General features: G+C 70.8%; 24 protein-coding genes. 12 read left to right on the top strand and 12 right to left on the bottom strand.

What is annotated here, in order from left to right; all coding sequences use genetic code 11:
- Positions 1-66 precede the first annotated feature (66 nt).
- Positions 67-522, bottom strand: coding sequence for a hypothetical protein (locus ABH935_RS00720; protein ID WP_370375771.1), 456 nt, complete (start codon positions 520-522; stop codon positions 67-69).
- A gap of 108 nt (positions 523-630) precedes the next feature.
- Between ABH935_RS00720 and ABH935_RS00715 the strand changes: the two genes are divergently transcribed.
- Complete coding sequence (locus ABH935_RS00715; protein WP_370375770.1) at positions 631-3,471, top strand: ABC transporter permease; 2,841 nt, start codon at positions 631-633, stop codon at positions 3,469-3,471.
- A gap of 3 nt (positions 3,472-3,474) precedes the next feature.
- Here ABH935_RS00715 and ABH935_RS00710 read toward each other — a convergent pair whose 3' ends face one another.
- From ABH935_RS00710 to ABH935_RS00700, 3 genes are all read right to left on the bottom strand, one after another.
- The gene (locus ABH935_RS00710; protein ID WP_370375769.1) at positions 3,475-4,266 is read right to left on the bottom strand and encodes an alpha/beta hydrolase fold domain-containing protein; all 792 of its coding nucleotides are present in this window, start codon (positions 4,264-4,266) and stop codon (positions 3,475-3,477) included.
- 10 nt (positions 4,267-4,276) lie between these two features.
- Complete coding sequence (locus ABH935_RS00705; protein ID WP_370375768.1) at positions 4,277-4,651, bottom strand: hypothetical protein; 375 nt, start codon at positions 4,649-4,651, stop codon at positions 4,277-4,279.
- A gap of 127 nt (positions 4,652-4,778) precedes the next feature.
- On the bottom strand, positions 4,779-5,498 hold the full coding sequence (locus ABH935_RS00700; RefSeq protein WP_370375767.1) for an SDR family oxidoreductase: 720 nt from the start codon (positions 5,496-5,498) through the stop codon (positions 4,779-4,781).
- 149 nt (positions 5,499-5,647) lie between these two features.
- On the opposite strand from ABH935_RS00700, the gene ABH935_RS00695 reads away from it, so the two are divergent.
- Positions 5,648-6,526 carry a LysR family transcriptional regulator gene (locus ABH935_RS00695; protein WP_370375766.1) on the top strand — a complete coding sequence of 293 codons (879 nt, stop codon included), beginning with the start codon at positions 5,648-5,650 and terminating at the stop codon, positions 6,524-6,526.
- An 89-nt stretch (positions 6,527-6,615) separates the two neighbouring features.
- Positions 6,616-7,257, top strand: a complete 642-nt coding sequence (locus ABH935_RS00690; RefSeq protein ID WP_370375765.1) for a cysteine hydrolase — start codon at positions 6,616-6,618, stop codon at positions 7,255-7,257.
- A gap of 19 nt (positions 7,258-7,276) precedes the next feature.
- Here the strand turns inward: ABH935_RS00690 and glpK (ABH935_RS00685) are convergent, their stop codons facing one another.
- Together glpK (ABH935_RS00685) and ABH935_RS00680 are read right to left on the bottom strand one after the other, a co-directional pair.
- The gene (gene glpK, locus ABH935_RS00685; protein ID WP_370375764.1) at positions 7,277-8,797 is read right to left on the bottom strand and encodes a glycerol kinase GlpK; all 1,521 of its coding nucleotides are present in this window, start codon (positions 8,795-8,797) and stop codon (positions 7,277-7,279) included.
- Between the two features lie 222 nt (positions 8,798-9,019).
- Positions 9,020-9,787 (bottom strand): IclR family transcriptional regulator, encoded by a 768-nt coding sequence (locus ABH935_RS00680; RefSeq protein ID WP_370375763.1) that lies wholly within the window; start codon positions 9,785-9,787, stop codon positions 9,020-9,022.
- 336 nt (positions 9,788-10,123) lie between these two features.
- Here ABH935_RS00680 and ABH935_RS00675 point away from each other — a divergent pair, with 336 nt between their 5' ends.
- The 3 genes from ABH935_RS00675 to glpD all read left to right on the top strand — a co-directional run bounded on the left by ABH935_RS00675 (position 10,124) and on the right by glpD (position 14,514).
- Positions 10,124-10,981 (top strand): MIP/aquaporin family protein, encoded by an 858-nt coding sequence (locus ABH935_RS00675; protein ID WP_370375762.1) that lies wholly within the window; start codon positions 10,124-10,126, stop codon positions 10,979-10,981.
- Between the two features lie 105 nt (positions 10,982-11,086).
- Complete coding sequence (gene glpK / locus ABH935_RS00670) at positions 11,087-12,607, top strand: glycerol kinase GlpK (RefSeq protein WP_370375761.1); 1,521 nt, start codon at positions 11,087-11,089, stop codon at positions 12,605-12,607.
- Between the two features lie 167 nt (positions 12,608-12,774).
- A complete protein-coding gene (gene glpD, locus ABH935_RS00665) occupies positions 12,775-14,514 on the top strand; it encodes a glycerol-3-phosphate dehydrogenase (protein ID WP_370376103.1) in 1,740 nt (579 codons plus the stop codon).
- Positions 14,515-14,594: 80 nt separating this feature from the next.
- Here the strand turns inward: glpD and ABH935_RS00660 are convergent, their stop codons facing one another.
- Positions 14,595-15,335, bottom strand: a complete 741-nt coding sequence (locus ABH935_RS00660) for a MerR family transcriptional regulator (RefSeq protein WP_370375760.1) — start codon at positions 15,333-15,335, stop codon at positions 14,595-14,597.
- Between the two features lie 208 nt (positions 15,336-15,543).
- Here ABH935_RS00660 and ABH935_RS00655 point away from each other — a divergent pair, with 208 nt between their 5' ends.
- Entirely contained in the window at positions 15,544-16,128 is a 585-nt protein-coding gene (locus ABH935_RS00655) for a DoxX family protein (protein ID WP_370375759.1), read from the top strand.
- Between the two features lie 464 nt (positions 16,129-16,592).
- Here the strand turns inward: ABH935_RS00655 and ABH935_RS00650 are convergent, their stop codons facing one another.
- Positions 16,593-17,162, bottom strand: a complete 570-nt coding sequence (locus ABH935_RS00650) for a TetR/AcrR family transcriptional regulator (protein WP_370375758.1) — start codon at positions 17,160-17,162, stop codon at positions 16,593-16,595.
- Positions 17,163-17,257: 95 nt separating this feature from the next.
- Between ABH935_RS00650 and ABH935_RS00645 the strand changes: the two genes are divergently transcribed.
- Genes ABH935_RS00645 through ABH935_RS00635 form a run of 3 tightly spaced genes read left to right on the top strand, consistent with a single transcriptional unit; the run spans position 17,258 to position 19,424 of the window.
- On the top strand, positions 17,258-18,226 hold the full coding sequence (locus ABH935_RS00645; protein ID WP_370375757.1) for an aldo/keto reductase: 969 nt from the start codon (positions 17,258-17,260) through the stop codon (positions 18,224-18,226).
- 56 nt (positions 18,227-18,282) lie between these two features.
- A complete protein-coding gene (locus ABH935_RS00640; RefSeq protein ID WP_370375756.1) occupies positions 18,283-18,699 on the top strand; it encodes a hypothetical protein in 417 nt (138 codons plus the stop codon).
- A complete protein-coding gene (locus tag ABH935_RS00635; protein WP_370375755.1) occupies positions 18,696-19,424 on the top strand; it encodes a hypothetical protein in 729 nt (242 codons plus the stop codon). The genes ABH935_RS00640 and ABH935_RS00635 overlap by 4 nt, the downstream gene beginning before the upstream one ends.
- A 33-nt stretch (positions 19,425-19,457) precedes the next feature.
- Here ABH935_RS00635 and ABH935_RS00630 read toward each other — a convergent pair whose 3' ends face one another.
- Complete coding sequence (locus ABH935_RS00630; protein WP_370375754.1) at positions 19,458-19,985, bottom strand: hypothetical protein; 528 nt, start codon at positions 19,983-19,985, stop codon at positions 19,458-19,460.
- A gap of 183 nt (positions 19,986-20,168) precedes the next feature.
- Between ABH935_RS00630 and ABH935_RS00625 the strand changes: the two genes are divergently transcribed.
- Positions 20,169-20,453: a DUF427 domain-containing protein gene (locus ABH935_RS00625; protein ID WP_370376102.1), complete on the top strand. Its 285-nt coding sequence runs from the start codon at positions 20,169-20,171 to the stop codon at positions 20,451-20,453.
- Here ABH935_RS00625 and ABH935_RS00620 read toward each other — a convergent pair.
- The 3 genes from ABH935_RS00620 to ABH935_RS00610 all read right to left on the bottom strand — a co-directional run bounded on the left by ABH935_RS00620 (position 20,450) and on the right by ABH935_RS00610 (position 22,818).
- The gene (locus ABH935_RS00620; RefSeq protein ID WP_370375753.1) at positions 20,450-20,839 is read right to left on the bottom strand and encodes a VOC family protein; all 390 of its coding nucleotides are present in this window, start codon (positions 20,837-20,839) and stop codon (positions 20,450-20,452) included. The two genes, ABH935_RS00625 and ABH935_RS00620, sit on opposite strands and share 4 nt — an antisense overlap.
- Positions 20,840-20,893: 54 nt before the next feature.
- On the bottom strand, positions 20,894-21,664 hold the full coding sequence (locus ABH935_RS00615; RefSeq protein WP_370375752.1) for an ArsR/SmtB family transcription factor: 771 nt from the start codon (positions 21,662-21,664) through the stop codon (positions 20,894-20,896).
- A 101-nt stretch (positions 21,665-21,765) separates the two neighbouring features.
- Positions 21,766-22,818 carry a phosphatidylinositol-specific phospholipase C domain-containing protein gene (locus ABH935_RS00610; RefSeq protein ID WP_370375751.1) on the bottom strand — a complete coding sequence of 351 codons (1,053 nt, stop codon included), beginning with the start codon at positions 22,816-22,818 and terminating at the stop codon, positions 21,766-21,768.
- Between the two features lie 251 nt (positions 22,819-23,069).
- Here ABH935_RS00610 and ABH935_RS00605 point away from each other — a divergent pair, with 251 nt between their 5' ends.
- Entirely contained in the window at positions 23,070-23,909 is an 840-nt protein-coding gene (locus tag ABH935_RS00605) for an SAM-dependent methyltransferase (protein ID WP_370375750.1), read from the top strand.
- Positions 23,910-24,695: the final 786 nt, after the last annotated feature.

Raw genomic sequence — 24,695 nt, 5'->3', positions numbered from 1 at the left:
GCTTGTTCGACCCGCGCGACTCCTCCGGCGGCAGCAACAGCAAGCCAGCACCGTGAACGCGTCCACTCAGAGTGCGATCGCCCGGTATGACAACGCCGCGTCGACGATCGCCTCGGCGGAGCCGTCAGTCGGTTCGGAGGGTGAGTGGAAAATCAGATCACCGACCCGGGGATGGGGCGTGTTGGCGTGGAGTAGCAACAGATAGTAGTCAGTTTCAGGGTCCGCAGCTTGGATCCTGCTGACGATCTCGATCAGTTCCGCGCGGCTGACTTCGGCGACCTTCGGCCAGGCGGGCCGGGCGGCCTCGCGGGCGAACTCCTCCAGACTTCGATGTTCGTCGTAGGCGAGGAAGTCGTAGTCGGTGTAGGCATGCCCCGTTTCCGTGTTGAAGTCGGTGACGGCGGCATCGGCAGCGGGCAGACCGCGACGAAGCAGGTCGGCGATCTGTTCGATACGTCCGCTGAGACGCCGGAGCCGCCCCTCGTCGACGGATGGCGGTAGGAGTTCTGGACGGAGATCCACGCATCTAGTATCCGGTGGCATCGGGAGCGTGGGGCCACAGCATCCCTTCTGCCGCATCGGCCGGGAGTCTCTTGCGAGTACGGATGCATACCGGGTATGTATAGACCCGTGATTGCCGCATGGCAGCTTCCGCTGCGTATCGCTCGTCGTGAGGCATGGCGCAACAAGCGTCGTTCGCTGCTGGTGGCGGCGATGATCGCGCTGCCGGTCGCCGGTGCTGTCGCCGCCGACACGCTGTGGCGCAGCGCCGAGGTGACGACGCAGGAGCAGGCGGTCCGCGACATGGGCCGGTACGACGCGCGGATATCCGCGGTGTCCGGTTCGGCGCTGTATCAGAGCCCGGATGGTGCCAACTCGGTCCCGGCGCTGGCCAGCGGAAAAGGCGGCCCCGGTAGCGCCGCCGACCTCGCCGCACTGCTCCCGGCGGGCTCGCGTGTCGCAGGGCCCTACACGCGCTACAGCCTCCAGGCGCTCGTCACGCTCGGCGACGGCCGGACGTGGGCGGGGATTCAGGAGGGCGACCCGGGCGATCCGCTGCAGGCGGGGATCCTGACCCGGCACAGTGGCAGCGCGCCGAGCGGCGATGATCAGGTCGCGATCAGTTCCGCGCTGGCGCGCCATCTCGGTAAGGGCGCCGGTGACAGCATCGAGGTGCGCGTCCAATCCGGTGACGGCAGCGCACCGCCGTCGGCGCCGATGACCGTCCACGTCACCGGCGTCTACGACAGCGTCGCGGCGCCCTACGATTCCACCATCTTCGCGCCGCACGCCGTCTTCAGCTCAGTGAGTGCGGCGATCACCGCGACCACGACAAGCCTCACGACCACGACAAGCCCCACGACCACGCCGAGCACCGCGAACCAGTCCAGCAGCCCCTCCTACTTCGTCCGCGTCCCCGGCGGGGTCTCCTGGGACCTGGTCCGGCAGCTGAACGAGCACGGATTCACCGCCGAGTCCAAGAAGGTCCTGGCCGATCCACCGCCCCCGTCGCAGGTCCTGTTCTACTCGCTCGGACTGCCGATGGCCGGCCCCTCCGGCAGCAACGCCGCGGACCTGTTCGCGATGGCCGTGACCGGCGTGACGATCGTCCTGCTGGAGGTCGTGCTGCTCGCCGGTCCGGCGTTCGCGGTCGGCGCCCGGCGTCGGCGGCGTGACTTCGGGCTGCTCGCCACGGCCGGCGCGGACGGCCGGCAACTACGCCGCGTCGTGCTGGCCGACGGCGTGGTGCTCGGCCTGGTCGGGGGCTTCGTCGGGCTGGCGCTTGGCCTGGCCGGCGCCGCGATCGGCTTCCCCTACCTGGATCGCGCGACGCACCAGGCGCCCGGCGGATTCCGGCTGGCGCCGCTCGAACTTCTCGCGGCGTTCGCGGTCGGCGTGGTCACCGGCGTCATCGCCGCGGTGGCACCCGCCGTCAGCACCGCACGGCAGGACGTGGTCGTCGCGCTCACCGGCCGCCGCGGGCAGTCCGCGCCGCACTGGAAGCTGCCGATCCTCGGTCTGGCGGGCACGGCGATCGGCAGTGCTCTGATTCTGTGGGGCGCGTTCGCCGAAGGCCACAGCAGCTACCCGGTCACCGTGGGCCTGGTCGTCGCCGAGCTCGGAGTCGTGGCCTGCACTCCGATTCTCGTTACCTGGTCCGGCAGATTCGGACGGCTGCTCCCGCTGAGCGGACGCCTCGCCCTGCGCGACGGCGCGCGCAACCGCGGACGCACCGCCCCGGCGGTCGCGGCGGTTCTGGCCGCGGTGGCCGGCGCTTCGACGGTCGCGATGGTGATCAGCTCGGACAGTGCCAAGGCGCGCGCGGAGTACAGCAGTGAGCTGCGTTCCGGCGAAGCGGCGCTGAGCCTGAACCCGCAGGCCGGCGTGGATCCGGCGCGGCTGGGCGCACAGATCGCCGGGCTGTTGCCGACCCGGCGGTACGCCGTGGTGCAGGGCGTGACGGACCGTCCCGGCGTCGACAACGGCTACATCCTGGCCCCGGCCCTGGTCAGCGACGGCCTGATTCCGGGCGCGCGTCTGGGGGAGCCGGTGCCGGACAGGCACTACGAACGAGGCGACGCCGGCTGTTGCACCGTCGGCGGCCCGGAGCTGCTGCGCACCATGCTCGGGTACGAGGACCCCGTCGCGGAGAACGTCCTGAGCCGGGGCGGCGTCGTGGTGTTCGGCCGTCCCGACGCCGCGCACTCCGGGCCGAATCCGACGGTCGTCGTCGGATTGGACCAGGTGTGCGTCGCTTCGCGAGTCGACACCGTCGGCGGCATCCCAGCCATCAACGGCCCGATGAACTGCACGCAGCCGCCGAATCAGCTCACGCTTCCCGCGGCCTACGTCTCCGCGCCGCGACAGCGGACAAACGCCGTCATCGCCCCGGCGCCGCTGGACGAACTCGGTGTCTACTACCGTCCTTCGGCGTTGCTGTTCGACGACGCGCGCATGCCCACCGCCGCACAGGAGCAGAAAGCCTCCGATCTGGCCGCCGGGGACGGCATCAGCTACCCGTTCTACGTCGAGCGCGGCTACCAGGACCACACCTACCTCGGGCTGCTCGCGCTCGCCGGCGTGGCCGGGGTGGTGATGCTCGGCGCGTCGGCCGTCGCGACCGGCCTGGCCATCACCGACGCCCAGGCCGACCTGGAGACGCTGGCCGCGATCGGCGCGCGGGCCCGGGTGCGGCGCAAGCTGGCGGCGTCGCAGGCCGCGGTCACCGCCGGGCTCGGCGCGCTGCTCGGCGCGGCGTTCGGCCTGCTGCCGGCGATCGGGATCATCGAGGTCGGGGCGCGTGGTGCGTACGGCGCCCCGAGGATGGGGTCCAGCCATCAGGTCTATCTGTCGGTGCCGTGGTTGTTTCTGGCCCTGGTGATCGTCGCGCTGCCGTTGCTGGCCGCCGCCGGCGCGGCGGTGCTGACGCGGTCGCGGATCGACCTGCGGCGGCGGCGCTTGCTGGGGTAGGCGCTACGGCGCGGCCGGAGCGAGTTCGCGGACGAAGAAGGCCACGACCTCCTCGACGAGCTGCTGAGCGTCCGGGTGTCCTTCGAAGACGTGGTCGGCGCCTTCGACCGGGACGAACTCCGAGCGCGCCCCGGCCGCGACCAGGGCCTTGTGCAGGAGTTCGGCCTGGTCGACGGGAACTTTGCGGTCGGCGTCGCCGTGCATGATGAGGAACGGCGGGGCGTCGGCGCGGACGTGGGTGACCGGGCTGGCCAGCGCGGCCGCGGCCTTCAGCCGGTCCGCGTCGCCGTCGTCGCCGAGCAGGCCCGCGATGGCGCTGAAGTGGCGCAACGCGACCAGGTCCGTGGGGGGGCACCAGGTGGCGGCCGCGGCGATCGGGAGGTCCGCTTCATCGTCGGGGGAGAGCGCCGCAAGCGCGCCGAGCGTCCCGCCCGACGACTCGCCCCAGACCCCGACGCGCGCCGGGTCCAGTCCCCACGTCGAAGCGTTGGACCGCAGGTACCTGATCGCGGCCCCCACGTCGTGCAACTGCGCCGGGAACTTGGCCTCACCGGAGAACCGGTAGTCGATCGTCGCGGCTGCCATCCCGGCCGCGACGAGCGTGTCGAACACCGCGTTCGGCGCGAGGTTCGGCGGCAGGTAGCGCCGATCGCCGGACCAGAAGGCCCCGCCGTGCATCCAGACCACGACCGGCACCGGCGACTGCGCGTCGGCGTGCGCCGGGAGGTGCAGGTCCAGCAGGAGCGGCCGAAAACCCTGGATCTCGGCGTATGTCAGGCCTTCGAGGGTGCTCATGCGATGGGTCTCAGCGCTCCCGGAACCCGCCGAGGAACCGGCGGAACACGCCGCCCTCCCGGGGCAGCGGCGGCCGGGGCGGCGGCGCCTCGGCCCGGCGCGTGGCGATCGGCTGGTCGTAGTCGGTGCGCAGGAGCGCGTCGATGGTCTGCTGCTCGTCGAAGTCCTCGGAGCCCTCGATCGTCGGGACGTACCCGACCAGCATCCCGTCCTTCATCACCTGGGCCTCCAGGCCCGCCGTGTCGTCGGTGTCCCACTCGGCCTGGCGTCCGCCCGAGAGCATGACTCGCACGCCGAACTGGTAGACGCTGACCTTGGCGACGTGCGCGTCCACGCCACGTTCGCGGAGGGCGTCGACGACGCGGCGCGCTCGATTCTCGTCCATGCCGATCAGGGTAACCGGCTGACCTCGGTCTGGGCCTCGACGATGCGGGTCCGGAGTTCTTTTCCGCGCGTTGAGGAGGCCCTGCGCACGATCGTCGTGTTCGCTGTCCTGATGGCCGCGCTGAGGCTCAGACCAGCACGGAGCCGCCGTCGACTGGGACGATCGCGCCCGAGGCGTACGTCTGCTCCATGCAGTAGACGAAGGCGCGCGCGATCTCCTCGACGCGGCCGGTGTGCCCGACCGGTGTCGTCTTGGCCGTGGCCTCGAAGAGCGCGTCGCGCTGGTCCTCGGGGAGCGCGGACCACAGGGGGCTCTCCACGACGCCGGGGCGGACGAGGTTGACCCGGACCGGGGCGAGTTCGAGCGCGAGTTCGCGGGTCAGGGCCTCCATCGCGCCGCAGATGCTGGCCGCCACGGCCCAGCCGGGGGCCGGGCGCGGGGCGGCCGAGCCGCCGGTGAGGGTGATGGAGCCGGTCGGCGCCAGGTGCGGTGCGGCGGCGCGGACGGCGGCCAGGACGCCGAAGTACCTGATCTCGAAGAAGCGGCGCGCGGTGTCGACGTCGAGTTCGGCGATGGGGGAGAGGGTCAGCGGTTCGCCCGAGGTGTACGCCAGGTGGTCGAACGCGCCGATCCGGTGGAAGAGCGCGTCGAGGGCGGCCGGGTCGCGGACGTCGACCGCGTGGCCGGTGGTGCCCGAGGGCAGTTCGCTCAGCGCGTTCTGCACGCTCTGCTGCCGCCCCGAGACGACCACGACCTGCGCTCCGCGCTCGGCCGCCGCCTGCGCCGTGGCCAGTCCGATCCCGGACGTGCCTCCGATCAACACGACGCGCTGTCCGGTGATGTCCATGGCAGTTCCTCTTCTCGTTGGTGCCGTCGCCATTGCTGGTGCCGTCTGTCTTCCGGACTCCACGATCCGCCTCGGGGCGGTCGTGCGTCCAAGACCTGTCCGGTCCGCTGTGATACCTTCAAGGCATCACAGATGGCCGGGAGGCCCGCATGGACCTGGACCTTCGCAAAATCCGCTACTTCATGGCGGTCGCCGACGAGCTGAACTTCGGACGTGCGGCGCAGGAGCTGCACATCGCGCAGCCGGTGTTGTCGCGCCAGATTCGGGCGCTGGAGTCGGAGCTCGGCGTGCAGCTGTTCGTACGCGATCGGCGGCGTACCGAACTGACCCCGGCCGGTGAGGCGCTGTACGCCGATGCCGGACCGGTGTTGGCCGGGGCGGAGGCGCTGCGGCGTCGGGTCGGACGTGCCAGCCGCGGGACGGACGTGTTCACCGTCGGCTTCATGCCCGGGCTGATCGTGACCGGCGCGGTCAGGGCACTGACCGCGGCGCATCCGCGGCTGCGGGTCGAGGTGCTGCGTACCAGCTGGGCCGACCAGGTCGAGGTGTTGCTGGACGGCCGGGCCGACGTGAGCTTCGTGCGGCTTCCGGTCGACCAGCGCGGCTTGAAAGTGACGACGTTGTTCGAGGAGCCGCGGGTCGTGGTGCTGCCGAGCGGGCATCGTTTGGCGAGCAAGGAGGAGGTTCATCTCAGTGACCTCGCCGGCGAGACGCTGCTGCAGCCGCACAAGGCTGTTCCGGAGTGGCAGGCGCTGACCGGCGATACCGCGCCGCGCGACGAGGGCGGTCCGGCGCCGCTGGCTGTCGAGGAGAAGCTCGAACACGTCGCCTCGGGGAGCGGCATCGTCGTGCTGCCGGCCTCGACGGCCGGATTCTATCAGCGTCCTGACGTGGTCGCGGTGTCGATCGCCGACCTGGGGCCCACGCGCGTCGCCCTGGCTTGGGACGCGACTCGGCGCAGTCGGCTGATCAGCGAGTTCGCGGCGCTTGCCGCCGTCCACCTGAGCTCGCCGAGACCGGCTGGATGACAATCTGGATGACAGTGTCGTGACACGCCGGTCGGCCAGTAGGCGCCCGGCCGCCTCGTTGGCGCGGGCCTGCCTGTAGCGTCGTGCCCGTGGATCGTTTCAACGGCTTGGAAATCCCCGAAACCCTCGCGGAAGCGCTCGACCCCGCGACGACCGCCCTGATCGTCTACGACATGCAGGTCGGCGTGCTGCGCCAGATCGCTGACGGCGACCAGCTGCTGGCGAACGTCAAGCGCGTTCTCGCCGCCGCCCGCGAACGCGGGATCCGCACGATCTTCCTGCGGCACTACTTCATGCCCGCGGCGCTCGCCGGCGTCTTCCAGCTGCGGCAGGCCAAGACCTGGCAGCACAAGAGCGCCGCCGCCGACACCCGGCCGCTGATCCCGCACGGTTCGCCCGGCTTCCACCTGGTCGAGGGCCTGGACCCGACCCCCGACGAGCCGGTCATCGACAAGATCACGATGTCCGCCTTCGAAGGCACTCCGCTGGACATCGTCCTGCGAGACTGCGGTATCCGCAGCTACCTCATCGTCGGTGCCGCCACCGAAGTCGGCATCGAGCCCACCGCCCGCCACTCCACCGACCTCGGCTACATCCCCATCATCGTCCGCGACGCCTGCGGCGCCGGCCACAAGGAGGCCGCCGAGCGCGCGTTCGCAGGACTGGAGTTCACCGGCGACGCGTTTCTGACGGATACCGACGAGGTGTGCGGGATCCTCGGGGCGGGGTGACGGGGCGGTCCCCGGCCCCCTACTTCTCCTTTTCCGCCCCCGGCTGTATCCAGTCGAACGTCCGCTCCACGGCCCGCCGCCAGTTCGCGTACTCGCTCTCGCGCCGGCCGGCGTCCATCGACGGGTTCCACAGTGCGGCGCGGTGCCAGTTGCGGCGCAGGCCCTCCAGGTCCGGCCAGTAGCCGACGGCGAGTCCGGCTGCGTACGCGGCGCCGAGGGACACGGTCTCGGCGACCATCGGGCGGACCACCGGGGCGTCCAGGACGTCGGCGACGAACTGCATCAGCAGGTTGTCCGCGGTCATGCCGCCGTCGACCTTCAGCGTGGTCAGGGCCAGGCCGGAGTCGGCGTTCATCGCGTCCACGACCTCGCGGGTCTGCCAGCCGGTCGCCTCCAGGACGGCGCGCGCCAGATGGCCCTTCGTGATGTACGACGTCAGGCCGACGATGACGCCGCGCGCCTCGCTCCTCCAGTGCGGGGCGAACAGCCCCGAGAACGCCGGGACGATGTAGCAGCCGCCGTTGTCCTCGACCGTGCGGGCCAGCGTCTCGATCTCCGGGGCGGTCGTGATCAGCCCGAGGCTGTCGCGGAACCACTGCACCAGGGAGCCGGTGACCGCGATGGAGCCTTCGAGCGCGTAGACCGCCGGCTCCGTGCCGATGCGGTACCCGACCGTCGTGAGCAGGCCGTGCGTGGAGCGCACCGGGGTGTCGCCGGTGTTCAGCAGCAGGAAGCTGCCGGTGCCGTACGTGCACTTGGCCTCGCCGCGGGCGAAGCACGTCTGCCCGAACAGCGCCGCCTGCTGGTCGCCGAGCGCCGCCGCGATCCGCACGCCGGGCAGGGCGCGCGTCGCCGTTCCGTAGACCTCGGACGAGGAGCGGATCTCCGGGAGCATCGCTGCCGGGATGCCGAAGAAGTCCAGCAGCTCCTTGTCCCACTGCAGGGTCTTGACGTTCATCAGCATCGTGCGGCTGGCGTTGGTGACGTCGGTGACGTGTACGCCGCCCTCCACGCCGCCGGTCAGGTTCCAGATCAGCCAGCTCTCCATGGTGCCGAACAGCACCTCGCCGCGCTCGGCGCGCTCGCGCAGCCCCGGCGTGTGGTCGAGCATCCAGCGGATGCGCGGCGCCGAGAAGTACGTGGCCAGCGGCAGGCCGGAGTGCTCCAGGACGGTCGCGGCGTCCGGCCGCCGCGCGTATTCGGAGACCATCTCGTCGGTGCGGGTGTCCTGCCAGACGATCGCGCGGCCGAGCGGATGGCCGGTGCGGCGGTCCCACAGCACCGTGGTCTCGCGCTGGTTGGCGATGCCGATCGCGGCCACCTGGTCGGCGCCCACCCCGACCTTGGCCAGCGCCTCGGGGGCCAGGTGCTCCAGGTTGCGCCAGATCTCCGCGGCGTCGTGCTCGACCCAGCCGGGCCTGGGGAAGTACTGCTTGTGCTCGCGTTGGGACACCGAGACCAGGCGGCCGCCGCGGTCGAACAGGATGCAGCGCGTGGACGTCGTGCCCTGGTCGATCGACATCACGAAGTGCGCGACCATGGTGCAGCCTTTCGGTGAGGGGGAGTCAGGCTGAGGGCGGGGGACGGTGCTGGGGGACGAGGCGCTGACGCGGGCGGTGCTCGGGAGCGCGGTACTCAGGAGCGTGGTACTCGGGGACGCGGTGCTCGAAACGCCGGGAGTCCCGCCCCGCGCCCGCGCCTACCAGCGCTACGAGCTCCACCAGCGCTACGAGCTCGACCGGCGCTACGAGCTCGACCGGCGCTACCAGCGCCCCGCGCCGAGGTCCCGCGAGATCATCTGCGCGGCGTTCTGCACGGCGTCGGCCAGCGCCGGTTCCGCTTTGCCGGTCGAGGGGCACACCCGGTCCACCGCCCCGGTGATGCTGATCGCCCCGACCACCAGGCCGCCGTAGCCGCGGATCGGCGCGGCGATCGAGGCCTGGCCCAGCGTCGACTCCTCGATGTCGGTGGCGAAGCCGTGCTCGCGGACCTTCGTCAGCTCGCGGCGCAGCGCGGCGGGCGTGACCAGGGTGCGCCGGGTCAACGGCGCCAGCTCGGTCTCGCGCAGCTCCGCCGCGGCCTGTGTGTCGTAGGCCAGCAGCACCTTGCCCAGCGCGCTGGCGTGCAGCGGCAGCAGCGCGCCCACGTCCAGGCTCTGGAGCGAGTCGTCGGGCCGGAAGACGTGGTGCACGATGAGCACCTTGCCCTCCAGCAGCGTCCCGATCCAGACCGCCTCGCCGCTGCGCGCGGCCAGGGCGTCGGCCCAGTTGATCGCCCGGGACCGCAGCTCGTTCACGTCCAGATAGCTGGTGCCCAGGTGCAGCAGGGTGGCGCCGAGCTGGTACTTGCCGCTGCTCTTGTCCTGCTCGACGAAGCCGACGCCCTGCAGGGTGCGCAGGATGCCGTGTGTCGTCCCCTTCGCCAGGCCCAGCGAGGCCGCTATCTCGCCCACGCCGAGCCGCCCGGAACCGCGTGCCAGCAGGCGCAGGATCGCAGCCGCGCGTTCGATGGACTGCACGGGTCCCGGCATGGCGGTGATGATAGCCCTTCGTGCGGTGGTCGACGTCGTCGAACGCCGTACCCGGTGGCGGGCACGACGGGGACGCCGCCGGCGGCGCGTGCGCGACACGCCGGCCGGCCTGACCGGCCAGGACCGGGGTGTCCGCGAAGATTACCGCCATGTCGCGCGACGGTACCCCAGGTCGGGGATCCTGACCAGAGTTCGACATTGTCGTACGGCATCCGTTGACGGGAGGTTTCGGCGAACGCACGCTGAGCGTCGATCCCATGGTGAGCTTCGACACGCTCGGTGTGGGACATCAGGCGCCCCGGACGGCCGGGGTGTCCCACCGGGTCAGGAGGAGACATGGCGAATCGCTTGGCGGATCGCGTTCGAGCCAAAGGGCTCGTGGGAGAGCTGGCCGCGGAGTTCGCGGGCACGTTCATCCTTCTGCTGTTCGGCATCGGCGTTGTGGCACAGGTGGTCGCCGGCGGTATCGGCAACCACGACAGCATCGCCTGGGCCTGGGGATTCGGCGTCCTGCTGGGCGTCTACGTGGCCGGCAAGATCACCGGCGCGCACCTGAACCCCGCCGTCACCGTGGCGCTGGCCGCCTTCGGCGGCTTCTCGTGGCGCAAGGTGCTCCCGTACGCCCTGGCGCAGACTCTCGGGGCGTTCGTCGCCGCGCTGGTCGTGCGCTGGAACTACACCGAGGTCATCGCGAAGTTCGACCCCGGCCACACCGTCAAGAGCCAGGGCATCTTCTCGACGCTGCCCGGCAACGGCTCGCTGCCGGTCCACATGTGGGGCGGGTTCCGCGACCAGATCATCGGCACGGCCATCCTGCTGTTCTGCATCCTGGCGATCACCGACCTGCGCAACACCTCCCCGGGGGCCAACATGGCGCCGGTCGTGGTGGGCCTGCTCGTGGTGGCCATCGGCATGGCCTTCGGCACCGACGCCGGGTACGCCATCAACCCGGCGCGTGACTTCGGCCCGCGGCTGGCCTCGTTCTTCACCGGATACGGGACGGCGTTCCGAGACCAATACGGCGACTTGTACTTCTGGGTGCCGATCGTCGCGCCGATCATCGGCGGCCTCATCGGCGCCTGGCTGTACCGCGTCCTGATCGGCACCTTCCTGTCGGACGACACTTCGCCGGACGACCCGGCCGCCGTGCCGATCGACAACCCGGAGGCGTCCTCGGCGCAGCAGGCCGCGTAGCCGGTCCCGGCTCGGCCGGAACCCCTCCGGTCGAGCCGGCCCTCCCATCCCCCCAGAAGGCCCAGAGCGCGCCCGAAGCGCTCATCGCGAGAGAGGCAAATCCTCATGGCTGACTACGTCGGCGCGGTCGACCAGGGCACCACCAGCACCCGCTTCATGATCTTCGATCACGGCGGCAACGAGGTGGCCCGGCACCAGCTGGAACACTCGCAGATCCTGCCGCAGGCCGGCTGGGTCGAGCACAACCCCACCGAGGTCTGGGAACGGACCCGGGCGGTCATCGAGACCGCCATGAACAGCGCGCACCTGCACGCCGCCGACCTCGCCGCGCTCGGTATCACCAACCAGCGCGAGACCTCGGTGGTGTGGAACCGGCACACCGGACGCCCCTACTACAACGCCATCGTCTGGCAGGACACCCGCACCGACCGCATCGCCGCCGCCCTGGACGCCGACGAGCGCGGCCAGGTCATCCGACGCAAGGCCGGCCTGCCGCCGGCGACGTACTTCGCCGGCGGCAAGATCCAGTGGCTGCTGGAGAACGTCGACGGCCTGCGCGCCGACGCCGAGGCCGGGGACGCGATCTTCGGCACCATGGACAGCTGGATCATCTGGAACCTGACCGGCGGCGTGGACGGCGGCGTACACGTCACCGACGTCACCAACGCCAGCCGCACGATGCTGATGAACCTGGAGACGCTGGACTGGGACGAGGAGCTCCTCGGGTTCTTCAACGTCCCGCGCGCCATGCTCCCGGCCATCCGCCCCTCCTCCGACCCGCAGGGCTACGGCGTCACCCGCGCCGACGGACCGCTGCGCGGCGAGGTGCGGATCACCGGCAACCTCGGCGACCAGCAGGCCGCGACCGTCGGCCAGGTCTGCTTCACCCCCGGCACCGCGAAGAACACCTACGGGACCGGCAACTTCCTGCTGCTGAACACCGGCACGGAGATCGTCCGCTCGGAGAACGGGCTGCTGACCACCGTGGCGTACAAGTTCGGCGACGAGCCGGCCGTCTACGCGCTGGAGGGCTCCATCGCGGTGACCGGCTCGGCGGTGCAGTGGCTGCGCGACCAGCTCGGCATCATCTCCGGCGCCGCGCAGAGCGAGTCGCTGGCCCGGCAGGTCGAGGACAACGGCGGCGTGTACTTCGTGCCCGCGTTCTCCGGCCTGTTCGCCCCCTACTGGCGCTCCGACGCGCGCGGAGCGATCGTCGGCCTGTCGCGCTACAACACCAACGCCCACCTGGCGCGCGCCACGCTGGAGTCGATCGCGTACCAGACGCGCGACGTCGTGGAGGCGATGGAGCAGGACTCGGGCGTGCGGCTGGACGTGCTGCGCGTGGACGGCGGCGTGACCGCCAACGAGCTGGCCATGCAGATCCAGGCCGACGTGCTCGGCGTGCCGGTGTCCAAGCCGGTCGTCGCCGAGACCACCGCGCTGGGTGCCGCCTACGCCGCGGGGCTCGCGGTCGGCTTCTGGAAGTCGACCGAGGAGCTGGTCAGCAACTGGAACGAGGACAAGCGCTGGCTGCCCGAGGCCGACGAGGCCTCGCGCGCCAAGGGCTACCGCAACTGGAAGAAGGCGGTGGCGCGGACGCTGGACTGGGTCGAGTTCGAGGACTGATCCGTATCCGCCGGGCCCGGGGATCCGGGCCCGGCCGTGGCCAAAAGCAAGAAGAAGAAGCAAGAAGGCTGGAAGCGCTCAGAGCGCCCACTCGTCGTATCAACGGAGGAAACACCGTGCAATCCACACCCCTGGGCGCTCAGTACCGGCTCGGCGCGCTCCAGCAGATGGCCGAGGAGGAGTTCGACGTCCTGGTCATCGGCGGCGGCGTGGTCGGCGCCGGGGCCGCGCTGGACGCCGCCACCCGCGGCCTGTCCGTCGCCCTGGTCGAGGCCCGCGACTGGGCCGCCGGGACGTCGAGCCGTTCCAGCAAGCTGATCCACGGCGGCCTGCGCTACCTGGAGCAGCGCGACTTCGGCCTGGTCCGCGAGGCGCTGACTGAGCGCGGCCTGCTGCTGAACCGGATCGCGCCGCACCTGGTCCGTCCGGTCCCGTTCCTGCTGCCGCTGAAGCACCGGGTCTGGGAGCGCTTTTACATAGGCGCCGGCGTGATGCTCTACGACACCATGGGCGGCGCCCGCGCCCTGCCCCGGCACCGCCACCTGACCAAGACCGCGGCCCTGCGGCGCGCCCCGGCCCTGCGCCACGACTCGCTGGTCGGTGCGATCCAGTACTACGACGCGCAGGTCGACGACGCGCGCTTCGTGATGGCTCTGGCCCGCACGGCGGCGCAGTACGGGGCCCGAGTCGCCACCCGCACCCGGGTCACCGGGCTGCTGCGCGAGGGCGGCCGGGTCACCGGCGCGGTGGTGCAGGACCTGGAGAGCGGACGCAGTATCGAGGTCCGGGCTCGGCAGGTCGTGGGCGCGACCGGGGTGTGGACCGACGACATCCACGAGCTGGCGGACCTGCGCGCGGCGATCTCGGTGCGCGCGTCCAAGGGCGTCCACCTGGTCGTGCCGCGCGACCGGATCGACCTGCGCACCGGGCTGATATCCCGGACCGAGAAGAGCGTGCTGTTCATCATCCCGTGGGGCCGGCACTGGCTGGTCGGCACCACCGACACCGACTGGGATCTGGACCGCGAGCACCCGGCGGCCAGCCGCGCGGACATCGAGTACCTGCTGGAGCACGCCAACGCCGTCCTGGCCAAGCCGCTGACGGAGCAGGACATCGAGGGCGTGTACGTCGGACTGCGGCCGCTGCTGTCGGGCAACGCGGATCAGACCACGAAGCTCTCGCGCGAGCACATCGTCTCCTCCCCGGCGCCGGGCCTGACGGTCGTGGCCGGCGGCAAGTACACCACCTACCGGGTGATGGCCAAGGACGTCATCGACGCGGCAGTCGAGGACCTGGACACCACCGACGGCGCGAAGGTCCCGGAGTCGGTGACGGACAAGGTCCCGGTGCTGGGCGCGGAGGGTTTCGCGGCGCGCTGGAACGAGCGCGGCCGGATCGCCCGCCGGACCGGGCTGCACCAGGTGCGCGTGGAGCACCTGCTGCGCAGGTACGGGTCCTGCGTCGACGAGCTGCTGGAACTGGTCGCGGCCGACTCGTCGTTGGGCGAGCCGATCGCCGGCGCCGACGACTACCTCCGGGTGGAGGCGGTGTACGCGGCGTCGCACGAGGGCGCGTTGCACCTGGAGGACGTGCTGACCCGCCGTACTCGCATCTCGATCGAGACCTGGGACCGCGGCGTCACGGCCGCCCCGGAGGTCGCGGCGCTGATGGCGCCGGTGCTCGGCTGGAGCGAGGCGACGGTGCGGGAGGAAGTGGAGCGGTACCTGTCGCGGGTCGAGGCCGAGCGGGCTTCGCAGGCTCGGGAGGACGACATGGAGGCTGACGCGGTGCGGCGGGCTGCGCCGGATCTGGCGGATGTGAACGTCGTGCCGGGGCAGGGCGGGCCGACCGGGCCGATCGATGCGGAGACTTGCGGGGCGGCTGCGTCGGAGAAGAGTAAGCGCTGAGCGCGTTGGCGTAGCTGTAGTTCCGCGTGTGGGGTGGCAGTTCTCGAACTGCCACCCCCACTCATTGTCAGAGTTCTTGCTTACCGCAGCCCGGCCCGCTCTTCGATCAACCGCGTCGCCGCCTCGTCCAGCGCCATCCGCATCAGCGCCAGCATCGAGTCCAGCGCCAGCGGCCGCAGCCGGTCCAGGCCGCTGAGGATGTCCGGCCACTGGTCGGCGGGGTAGCCCGCGGTCTCGAAGGGGGCCCAGATCTGGTCCATGTACAGCTGCACGAAGCCCTTCGCCACGGCCTGAACGTGGGTGCGCGCCTCGGCTGCCGCCTTCAGCGCGCTGGCCGGGGGGATGCCCAGGGCCATGAGCTCGGCGCCGATGCGCGTCAGCTGCGGGGAGCGCTCCTCGAAGCGGCCGTTGCCCAGGGGGCGCAGCAGGCCGAGGTCGACGGCGGATTCCAGGAGGGCGGCGTTGTCGGCGTTGTCTTCGCCTTCCTTCGCCTCGTCCAGGCCGGGGAACAGGGTGTGGATGTCGTCCAGGCGGACGACGCGCTTGTCGCCGTCGTCGAAGGCCTGGTGGACCGCGGCGGCGAAGGAGGCGAACTCGGCGCCGCCGCCGAGCATGCGGCGGATAGACTCCAGCGTGAAGCCCTCGGCCTGCAGGCGCTTGATCTGTTCCAGCCGGGCCAGGTGCTCGGGGCCGTAGAAGCCGACGCGGCCGCGCACGGTCGGGGCCGGGAGCAGCCCGCGGGACTGGTGCTCGCGGATGTTGCGGACCGTCATGCCCGACAGGCGCGCGAGGTCGTCGACGCGGTATTCCTCGTCGCTCACCCCGTGCGCCTCCCGATGGACTCCTGTGGACTCCTGTGCGATCGAGAATAACATCGCGATCACCGATGACTGCGATGGGTGACGGCGGCGCCGGTGGGGGGACTGGCGTGGGCCCGGCGCCTGGTCCGACTGGCCGCCTCCGAGCGGCGCGTACCGACGACCCGGGCAGATAGTGGGAGGACACGACCGCCCGCCGGAAGGAGCCCCCATGGCCTGCCGAGAACGCACCGACCTGGGCCTGCTGGCACTGCGCCTGGGCACCGGCGGCATCCTGATCGCCCACGGCACGCAGAAGCTCTTCGGCTGGTTCGGCGGCCGCGGCCTGAAGGGTGCGGCCGGCGCGATGCACGCCATGGGCTTCCGCCCCGGCCTCCCGAACGCCGCCATGGCCGGTCTCAGCGAGTCCGGCGGCGGCCTCCTCCTCGCCCTCGGCGCCGCCACCCCCGCCGCCGGCGCCGCAGCAGTCGGCGCCATGTCAGCCGCGGTGGCCGTCCACAAGCCCTCCGGCTTCTTCAACAGCGGCGGCGGCTACGAGTACCCGGCATTCCTCGCACTGACCGCCACAGGCCTGGCGATCACCGGCCCGGGACGCATCTCGATCGACCACGCCACCGGCAACCGCCTGAACTCCCCGAAAGTACTCGCCGGCGCCTACGCACTAAGCGCCGCCGCGGCGCTGGCAGTGCTCCGCCGCCGCGCGAAGGTGATGGCGGCGCAGGCCGCGGCCAAGGCACAGGCCGCGCCGAAGGAGGAAGAGGTGAGCCCGGAGGAGGCGGCGGCTGAGTTGCCGTGATGCGGCGGCCTGGCAGTACGGCGCCGGGCAACGCGAACTGCCTGCGCCTGGTGCGGGGCGCGAGCGAGTGCAGGCTGGCGCGCGGCATGGCCGAGCGGCATGCCGTCGGCGGTGGCCAGGCAGTGCGGTGCTCAGCCGGGCCGCGATCAAGTGCAGGTAGGCGGTAGTGCGGGCCAGGCAGTGCGGTGCTCAGCGGGGCCGCGAGTGAGTGCAGGTAGGCGGTAGTGCGGGCCAGGCAGCGTGGTGCTCAGCGGGGCCGCGAGTGAGTGCAGGTAGGCGGTAGTGCGGGCTAAGCAGTGCGGTGCTCGACCGGGCCGCGACCAAGTGCAGGGAGGCGTGTGGCGTTGCCGGGTGGCATGCGGTCGGCGGGGCGGCTGGTCTTGGCTCGGCTTCGAGCGCTTGGCCGCTGGAACACGGGCTCCGGCGCGCGGCAGCCAACCGGTTGCTGGCTCACTCGCGCCGCCCTACCCGCGCCGCAGCCCGTCCATCAGCAGGTCCATCAGCCGCCCCGCCTGCTCCCGCTGCTCCGGCAGCGTGCACACCGAGACCACTCCCACCAGCGCCGCGACGATGTCCTCGGCCTGTACGTCTGCGCGGAGCGTGCCGGCGGCGGCTCCTGCGTCGAGCAGGTGGCGCACCGCCGTGGACAGTTCCTCCCGTGCCCGGGAGCGGGTCACGGTGCCGTCGGCGATGAGGGCGCGGAGGGCGTCGGCCATCTCGCGCTTCGTGGCGATGTAGTCGGCGAAGCGGTCCATCCAGGTGCGGAGGGCCTGGTCCGGCGGTTGCTGGGCCAGGAGTTCGTCGGCGGCGTCGCAGAGGCGGCCGCGTTCGGCCAGGTAGACGGCCTCGACCAGGGCTTCTCGGGTGGGGAAGTGGCGGTAGAGGGTGCCGATGCCGACGCCGGCCTCCTTCGCCACCGCCTCCAGGGAGACCTTGGTGTCGCCGGTGGTGAAGGCGCGGTGGGCGACGTCGATGAGGCGTTGGCGGTTGCGTTGGGCGTCCGCGCGTCCGCGGGGTCGGTCGGTGGCGGCCATAAAGCGGAGGTGCCTCCGTTTCTGCTATCGTGAGGTTAACCGGAGGTGCCTCCGGTTGTTCTTCCACTATCCCACCTCGCAGACGGGAACGGGACATGAGCGCCACCGAGACAGCAGACACCACAGCCGGGCGCAGGCAGCCCGGCGGTGCGAGCACCCTGGCCGGACACCGCGTCGCCCGCATCGGCTTCGGCGTGATGCAGCTCGCCGAGCACCGCCCGGGCCGCCCGGCCGTCACCGCCGAAGCCGCCACCGCGATCCTGCGCGCGGCCGTCGACAGCGGCATCAACCACCTCGACACCGCCGAGTTCTACGGAACCCGCGCCGCCAACGCCAACGACCTCATCCGCGCCGCGCTGCATCCCTACCCCGACGACCTCGTGCTGGCCACCAAGGTCGGCGCCGAGCGCGACGCCGCCAACGCGCTGCTGCCCGCGCAGCGTCCGGAGCAGCTGCGCGCCAGCGTCGAGGCGAACCTCGCACGCCTCGGCGTCGAACGCCTCGCCGTCGTCAACCTCCGACGCCTCGACGCCGCGCCGGGCATCATCGCCGAGGGGGACCAGCGCGTCGACCTCGACAGCCAGCTGGCCGAGCTCGTGGCGTTGCGCGACGCCGGCAAGATCGACGGCATCGGCCTGAGCAACGTCAGCGCCGCCCAGCTCCGGCACGCCCTGCCCGCCGGCATCGCCTGCGTCCAGAACTCCCACAGCCCGGTCGACCGCGCGAGCGAACCGGTACTCGACCTGTGCCGTGAGCACGACATCGCATGGGTCCCCTTCTGCCCGCTCGGCTCGGCGTTCCCGCAGTGGCCGAAGGTCGCCGACCTGCCCGCCGTGCGCACCGCGGCCGCCGCGCTCGGCGTCACGCCGGTCCAGGTCGGCATCGCCTGGCACCTGGCGCACTACGCCGACACGCTGCTCATCGCGGGCACGGCCGACCCCGCGCACCTGGCCGAGAACATCGCCGCCGGCGAGGTACGCCTCGACGCCGAGACACTCGCCGCCATTGACGCCATCGGTGCCATCGGTGCCATCGACGCGATCGACAGCGGCGCAGTGGTCTGAAATGCTGTTCGCCGACAACCGCGGCGTGCTGCCATCGGACCTTGGGGGAGTGAACGGTGGACTGGCTGCTGGCCATGGCCTACGGCGCGATCGGCGGCGCGGTCGTCGAAGCGGTGGTGAGCTCGGACCGAGTCCTGGCCTGGAACGCCGCACGGCACCAAGCCCTCGGCCACCAGCCGGCCACGCCGGTCCCGGCACTGACCTTGTACGTCGACCCGCTCTCCGACATCGCGGCCGGCCTGACCCGGATCCTGCTCGGCGCGGTCGCCGGCCTCCTGTTCCACTCGCAGGTGACCGGCGCCTACGCGGCGATCGCTGTGGGGTGTTCGGCGCCGACGGTGTTGCGGCAGCTGGGATCCGCGCGTCTCGGTGCGGCGTTCGAGCTCGAAGCCGGTCCAGCAGAACCCACTGCAGAACCCCACGCAACAGAGCCGCACCTAACAGAGCCGGCAGCGCCGCAGGAACAAGCGTGAACCGCGGCCCCCTCGCCCGCCGCTACTGGTCCTCACTCACCGGCGTCGGCCACGGCCCGACCGCGCAGCGAAACTGGCGCGGGCAATCGTTCTGGCGGCGTTACGTCGCCTCGTTCTTCGTCCTCCCGCAGCCACCTGGCCAGGGCACTCAGCGCACAGTTAAGACAGCCCGCGCCCCGCACCTGTTCCGCTACCAGTCGGCGGTCCTCGGCGGCGCGGCCGTGCTCGCGGTGGTCGTCGTCTCCGTGACGCAGCTTGGCGGCGGATCCTCGCCCGGCAACGGCGGTCCCAACCCCGGACCGAGCAACGGCTCGACGCCGCCGAGCCCGACGCCGTCCACCAGCGCGTCGTCGACGCCGTCCACCACCAGCCCGTCCAAGGCCCAGCTCTGGCAGGGCACCATCCGCGTCAACGTCAGAGGCGAGCAGGTCACCGCCGGTCCGTCGCCGGTCGCCGGTCTGCTCTTCGGCCTGGCGGCGACCAACCAGACCACGCTCAACGGCCCCGGCAACCTCGTGCAGTGGACCCAGGACGGCACCCCTACCGCGCCGGGCTGCCTGGCCGCGCTCCAAGCCCACGCCACCAACCAGGTGACCGTCCAGGTCGGCGATCAGGTCTGCATCGCGGCCCTGGACGGACGCACCGCCGTCGGCAAGGTGACCGCCGAGGGCTCCAGCGACACCAGCGGCACCTACATCGACCTCGCCGTCGAGGCCTACCCTTAGCCGGCAACGCGTAGCCCGGCCCCAGCCGTAGCCTCAGCTCGGCGTCGAGGCGGCGTGCGTGATGTTGGAGGTGTCGATGAACAACGCCCCGAACCCCGTCGCCAGCGCCGTCAGCGCGGCGGCGGCGTTCACGTGCTGCGTGCCGTTGATCGCCAGGGCCAGCGCGGTCGCCACGATCGCCGCGGCGCCGATCACCACGGCCACGTCCCACATCATGTCGCTCTTCTGCTTGAGCACCGCCGCGGCTTCGCCCTGAACCGCCTCGACCTGCTGCGCGACCTGCGCCACCTGCACGGCGTTGTCCGGCTGCGCGACGGCCCCGGCCGCGACCCCGAGAACGACGCCGGTGTGCCGGCCGTTCAGCGTCGTCATCAGCGGGTTGATGATTCCGCCCAGGAACCCCGAGCCGATGATCCCGGCGAACTGCCCGACGTTCGGCAGGTTCAGGCTCGTGCTGCGCCACGAGACCACGGCCAGCGCCACCGCGACGACGGCGAACCCGACCAGCTGTGCGGCGCGTGCGATCGTGGTGGTCGATATGGAAGCGGCGGCCATCATCACCCTTTCAAGGGTCGGTTCACGGGGGAGGGCAGGAACAGCATTGCCCTGCGATGTCCGCCAAACAATAGGGGATGGTCCTGCCCCCGCCGCACGGAGGTGCCGCCGGTGCGGAGCTCACGGGAAGGGATCGTGGTCTTGCCTGGTTATGCTCGGTGAGCCGACTTCAGGAGGACACAAATGGCGATGCGAGCAGTGTGGAACGGCCAGGTCCTGGCCGAGAGCGACGACACCGTCGTCGTCGAGGGCAACCACTACTTCCCGCCGGAGTCGTTGAACAAGGAGTTCTTCTCCTCCAGCGAGACCCACACCGTCTGCCCGTGGAAGGGCCTGGCGAGCTACTACACCGTCACCGTGGACGGCGAGGCCAACGCGGACGCGGCGTGGTTCTACCCCGAGCCGAAGACCGAGGCCGAGCACGTGCGCGACCGCGTGGCGTTCTGGCGCGGCGTGAAGGTGGAGACCGTCTAGGCGGAACCCTCGACGATCTCGAACCGGTTGCCGTCCGGGTCCTTGAACTCGTACATCGGCGGCACCCCCGGCCACCGCAGCAGCTCCCCGACCTCGATGCCGCGCTCCCGCATGGCGGTGTGCTCGGCCTCGGCGTCGGGGACCATGAACCGGATGCCGGTGTCCTGCCCGACGCCCTGGCCGCCATTACCAATCAGCGCGACCGACACCGCGGCCCCGGGCGCGGCGACCGTGACCCACCGGAAGTTCTCGCCGGTGCGCAGGTCCAGCCGCTTGTCGAAGCCGAGGGTCCCGGTGAAGAACTCCAGGGCCTTGTCCTGGTCGCTGACCGGGATCCCCACGGTTCCGATGTCGGTGATCGTGGTGTGTGAACGGGATGCGGACATGGCGAACTCCTGTCTCGTGATTCCTGCTTGGCTGACTACGTCTTGTCTGGCTACCTACTTCTTGTCGTCAGGCGGGCTGTACATCAGCGACCCGGGCGTGGTGAGCGTTTCTCCCGTCTCCAGCCACGTCTTCAGCCCGGACAGCACCATCGGCCAACCGCCGTAGACCTCGGACGGGACGTCCGGCGGCAGCTGGTCGTGGACCACCGTCAGCCGGCACGAGTCCCCGACCGGCTCGATCTCCCACGTCACCCGGCTGGTCCCGGCCGCCTCCGCGTCGGGCCCCCACAGTGCGCGCATGCTCTGCACGAGCCTGCGCGGCGGATCGACCTCCAGGTTCTCGCCCTCGACGATCGACCGCCCGGCCGCCGGATGCGCCAGCCGGTACGCCGACCCCTCGGTCCAGTCCGACTCCACCGCCATCCCGAAGTGGTACTTGGCCCGGATCGCCGGATCGGTGATCGCCTCCCACAGCCGCTCGGGCGTGGTGCGGATGTAGATCTCGAAGACGCGCTCCATCAGTGCCTCCAGGTCACGCTTCAGGCCGACCAACCCGGCCGCCCACTGCTCGGTGTACTTGCCGACCCAGCGGTCGTGGACCAGGCGGATCGGGACCGGGTTGAGGAAGTGCAGCTTCTCCCGGCCCCGGCGGCGGGTCACGACCAGCCCCGCCTCCTCCAGGATCTTCAGGTGCTTCGCCACGGCGATGCGGGTCATGGCGTGCCGCGCCGTGAGGGCCGCGAGGGTCTGGCCGTCGTCGGCGAACAGCTCGTCCAGGAGTGCCCGCCGCGTCGGATCGGCCAGGGCCTTGAACACGGGGTCCATGACTTCCACAATAGGAAACCATTTGGTTTCCTGTCAACGGGACGGAAACGCCGACTGCCCGGCCGCGAGATCACGGCCGGGCAGTCACAACACCTCAAGCTTTACCCGCGCGACAGCACTTCGGACAGCACCGACGGCAACCCGGTCCAGTCCGTCGACACCACACTCGCGTGCTTGCTCGCCAGCAACGCAACTCGGGCGGCGGCGTCGGACTGGCTCGGCGCGGTGTCGCTGAGCGCAGGCGCGACGTTCTGCGCGTCGGTCATGATCAGGATGTAGTGGTTGGTGTCGTACCAGGACGTGTCGACGCTGGTGACGTACGTGTTCGCGTCACCGTCGAAGACCACGAACCACGGCTTGATCGAGGAGTCGGAGTACTGGCTGCGGGGGTCGCCCGCCTGAGCTCCGAGCACGCACGGGAAGACCTGCGCCTGGCCCACGTTGCCGGCCGCCGCGAGGTTCTTCAGGTACGTGCCGTACTCGACGTCCGTGTGCAGGGTGTCGAACGGGTTGCCCAGCTCGACGGTCCCCGGGATCGCGTACAGGATCACCTTCCCGGCCAGCGCCGAGCGCGACGGCCAGGCGTCGGCCTTCGCCGCGGCGTCCAGGTTCGGGTAGGTGCCGTTCAGCAGGTCGGCCGGCCGGTAGACCAGGTTGCCGAGGTGCTGGCTGATCAGCGCGTCCAGCTGCGCCGGACCCATGCCGAAGTTGGCCTCGAAGCCGATCTTCATCTCCAGCTTGATGTACAGCGGCCCCGACGTCGGGTGCGAGGCCAGCCAGTACTTGACGTCGTCCAGGCAGGACCCGAGGTCCTTGTTCGCCGAGCCGGTGTATATGTCAGAAGGCTTAGAGGCGTCGACGCAGTTGTTGTTGTTCCCGGTCGGGTTGCTGTGGCTGACCTTCCACTCGTTGGTGAACACGTCGGTCCACGTGTCGAGCTCGATCATTCCGGTCCCGGCATCCAGCGCGTTGGCCAGATGCGGGAACTCCGCGCCTTCGTCATACGTGTTGTGCAGGCCGACCACGGTGCTGTGGGACAGCGGGGCCGAGCCGGTGTCCGCGGCGGCGGGCGCGATGGCCGCGGCCATCGCGAGCACGACGGCGCCGAGCGTCGCGGCGCCGACCGAGAGCCGACGGAGCCAGGGAGCGGGCATGTGGGGTACCTCCGGGGGTGGCTACAGAGAGCTGAGGATTACTCACCTGCGGTGGAGGTTAGCGGTGATGTCAGGACGAAGACAGAGTCCTCAGATGAACCATTTGTGGCCGTCCGGAATACCGCGATGCAAGGACGCTGACAGAAGGGCTCTGCGGCATAGTCCTGACGCGATCGCTAATATGCGCGATGAGGACCGCGATCAAGGCGGCCCGACCGCACGGACGCACAACAGGGACGGGAAGGCGAACGATGACGAACGAGGTCCGGCCCGGGCAGGCGCCGAACGACGACTACCCCGCGGTGGACCTGCGGATGGACGTGCCGCACTCGGCGCGCGTCTACGACTACCTCATCGGCGGCAAGACCAACTTCGAACCGGACCGCATCGCGGCCGAGGCCTCGGTACAGGCCTGGCCGGCGCTCCCGATCTCGATGCGCACCACGCGCAGCTTCATGGAGCGCGCCGTCCGCCACCTCACGAAGGACTACGGCGTCCGCCAGTTCCTCGACATCGGCACCGGCATCCCCAAATCCCCGAACGTGCACGAAATCGCCCAGGCGATCGCCCCCGAAACCCGCGTCGGCTACGTCGACAACGACCCGATCGTGCTGACCCACGCCCGCGCCCTGATGTCGAGCACGACCCAGGGCCGCACCTGCTACGTGGACGCGGACTTCCGCAACCCGCAGTCGATCATCGACAACCCACGCCTCCGCGAGGTACTGGACTTCTCCGAGCCGGTCGCGCTGTCCCTGATCGCGATCGTGCACTTCGTCCTAGACGCCGACGACCCGCAAGGCACAGTGCGCCGCTTCATGGACGCCCTAGCCCCCGGCAGCTACCTGGCACTGACGGTCTTCACCGGCGACACCGACCCAGTCGGCGTCGGCGGCGTCAGCCGCGAGTACAACAAGCGCGGCATCCCCCTCCAGGCGCGCGACAAAACCGAGACCGAGGCATTCTTCGACGGCTACGAACTGCTCGACCCCGGCGTCGCCCTCGTACACCACTGGCGCCCCGACGCCGACGCGGAGCCGGTCCGGGACCAGGACATCGCGATGTACGCGGGCGTGGCACTTAAGCACTGAGGACCGCCCGTCGTGTCCGACCGGACCATGCGGGGTGTTGGTTCTGGGTCCCTCGCCGCGTCGGCGGGCTCTGCCAACCTGGCCGGTTTGGCGGTGTCAAGCCGGACGAGGCTGGACCACAGCAGGTGGGGTGCGGCTTGATTCCGCCAAACCGGGCTGGTTCCGTTTACGGCGACGACGCGGCGAGGGACCCAGAACCCGGCGACCACAAGCAACACCGCCAGCAAACAGCGCAACGCAGGCAACAGCGTAAAGGGAGCCGACCAGTCGCGGACCGGCGCTGAACCGCCGGACGCGCGGGTCGCCCCCTCGCTGTAGAGCGCCCGCCGGAGGCCTCAAGGTGCCCACCACGCCCAACGATTGCCGCCTACGACATGCGCAGTGACTCGGACCGGCGCGCGGTCTTGCCCACGAAAACCGCCAGCCGCAAGCGCACTGCCGCAGAGACCTGAACCGGCGCGCGATCTTGCACGCGAACACCGGCGGCCGCCAGCGCAACTCACCTCGCTCGACCGAACTGCGTCCCCCTGCGAGGTCATCAAACCTTTGGCGAAGCCGTAAAAATCGCCTGTAGACCCCAGACCAACCGCAGCCGCGACCGCGACCAGACTCACGACCACGACCACGACCACAACCGCAGCCGCAGCCAGACTCACGACCACGACCGCAGCCGCGACCGCGACCGCGACCGCAGCCAGACTCACGACCACGACCACGACCACGACCACAGCCGCGACCACGACCGCAGTCGCAGTCGCAGTCGCAGCCGCAGTCGCAGCCACAGCC

It is taken from the genome of Catenulispora sp. GAS73 (assembly GCF_041262085.1).
Classification (GTDB): Bacteria; Actinomycetota; Actinomycetes; order Streptomycetales; family Catenulisporaceae; genus Catenulispora.
Note: the sequence above shows the minus strand (reverse complement) of the source record. Positions and strands in the feature narration are given on the sequence as shown.

Excerpts from the sequence above, each read along its gene's own strand:
- ABH935_RS00710 (WP_370375769.1), bottom strand. The coding sequence starts at position 4,266 with ATGAGCACCCTCGAAGGCCTGACATACGCCGAGATCCAGGGTTTTCGG.
- ABH935_RS00705 (WP_370375768.1), bottom strand. The coding sequence starts at position 4,651 with ATGGACGAGAATCGAGCGCGCCGCGTCGTCGACGCCCTCCGCGAACGT.
- ABH935_RS00700 (WP_370375767.1), bottom strand. The coding sequence starts at position 5,498 with ATGGACATCACCGGACAGCGCGTCGTGTTGATCGGAGGCACGTCCGGG.
- ABH935_RS00695 (WP_370375766.1), top strand. The coding sequence starts at position 5,648 with ATGGACCTGGACCTTCGCAAAATCCGCTACTTCATGGCGGTCGCCGAC.
- glpK (WP_370375764.1), bottom strand. The coding sequence starts at position 8,797 with ATGGTCGCGCACTTCGTGATGTCGATCGACCAGGGCACGACGTCCACG.
- ABH935_RS00680 (WP_370375763.1), bottom strand. The coding sequence starts at position 9,787 with ATGCCGGGACCCGTGCAGTCCATCGAACGCGCGGCTGCGATCCTGCGC.
- ABH935_RS00675 (WP_370375762.1), top strand. The coding sequence starts at position 10,124 with ATGGCGAATCGCTTGGCGGATCGCGTTCGAGCCAAAGGGCTCGTGGGA.
- glpK (WP_370375761.1), top strand. The coding sequence starts at position 11,087 with ATGGCTGACTACGTCGGCGCGGTCGACCAGGGCACCACCAGCACCCGC.
- glpD (WP_370376103.1), top strand. The coding sequence starts at position 12,775 with ATGGCCGAGGAGGAGTTCGACGTCCTGGTCATCGGCGGCGGCGTGGTC.
- ABH935_RS00655 (WP_370375759.1), top strand. The coding sequence starts at position 15,544 with ATGGCCTGCCGAGAACGCACCGACCTGGGCCTGCTGGCACTGCGCCTG.
- ABH935_RS00650 (WP_370375758.1), bottom strand. The coding sequence starts at position 17,162 with ATGGCCGCCACCGACCGACCCCGCGGACGCGCGGACGCCCAACGCAAC.
- ABH935_RS00645 (WP_370375757.1), top strand. The coding sequence starts at position 17,258 with ATGAGCGCCACCGAGACAGCAGACACCACAGCCGGGCGCAGGCAGCCC.
- ABH935_RS00625 (WP_370376102.1), top strand. The coding sequence starts at position 20,169 with ATGCGAGCAGTGTGGAACGGCCAGGTCCTGGCCGAGAGCGACGACACC.
- ABH935_RS00620 (WP_370375753.1), bottom strand. The coding sequence starts at position 20,839 with ATGTCCGCATCCCGTTCACACACCACGATCACCGACATCGGAACCGTG.
- ABH935_RS00615 (WP_370375752.1), bottom strand. The coding sequence starts at position 21,664 with ATGGACCCCGTGTTCAAGGCCCTGGCCGATCCGACGCGGCGGGCACTC.
- ABH935_RS00610 (WP_370375751.1), bottom strand. The coding sequence starts at position 22,818 with ATGCCCGCTCCCTGGCTCCGTCGGCTCTCGGTCGGCGCCGCGACGCTC.
- ABH935_RS00605 (WP_370375750.1), top strand. The coding sequence starts at position 23,070 with ATGACGAACGAGGTCCGGCCCGGGCAGGCGCCGAACGACGACTACCCC.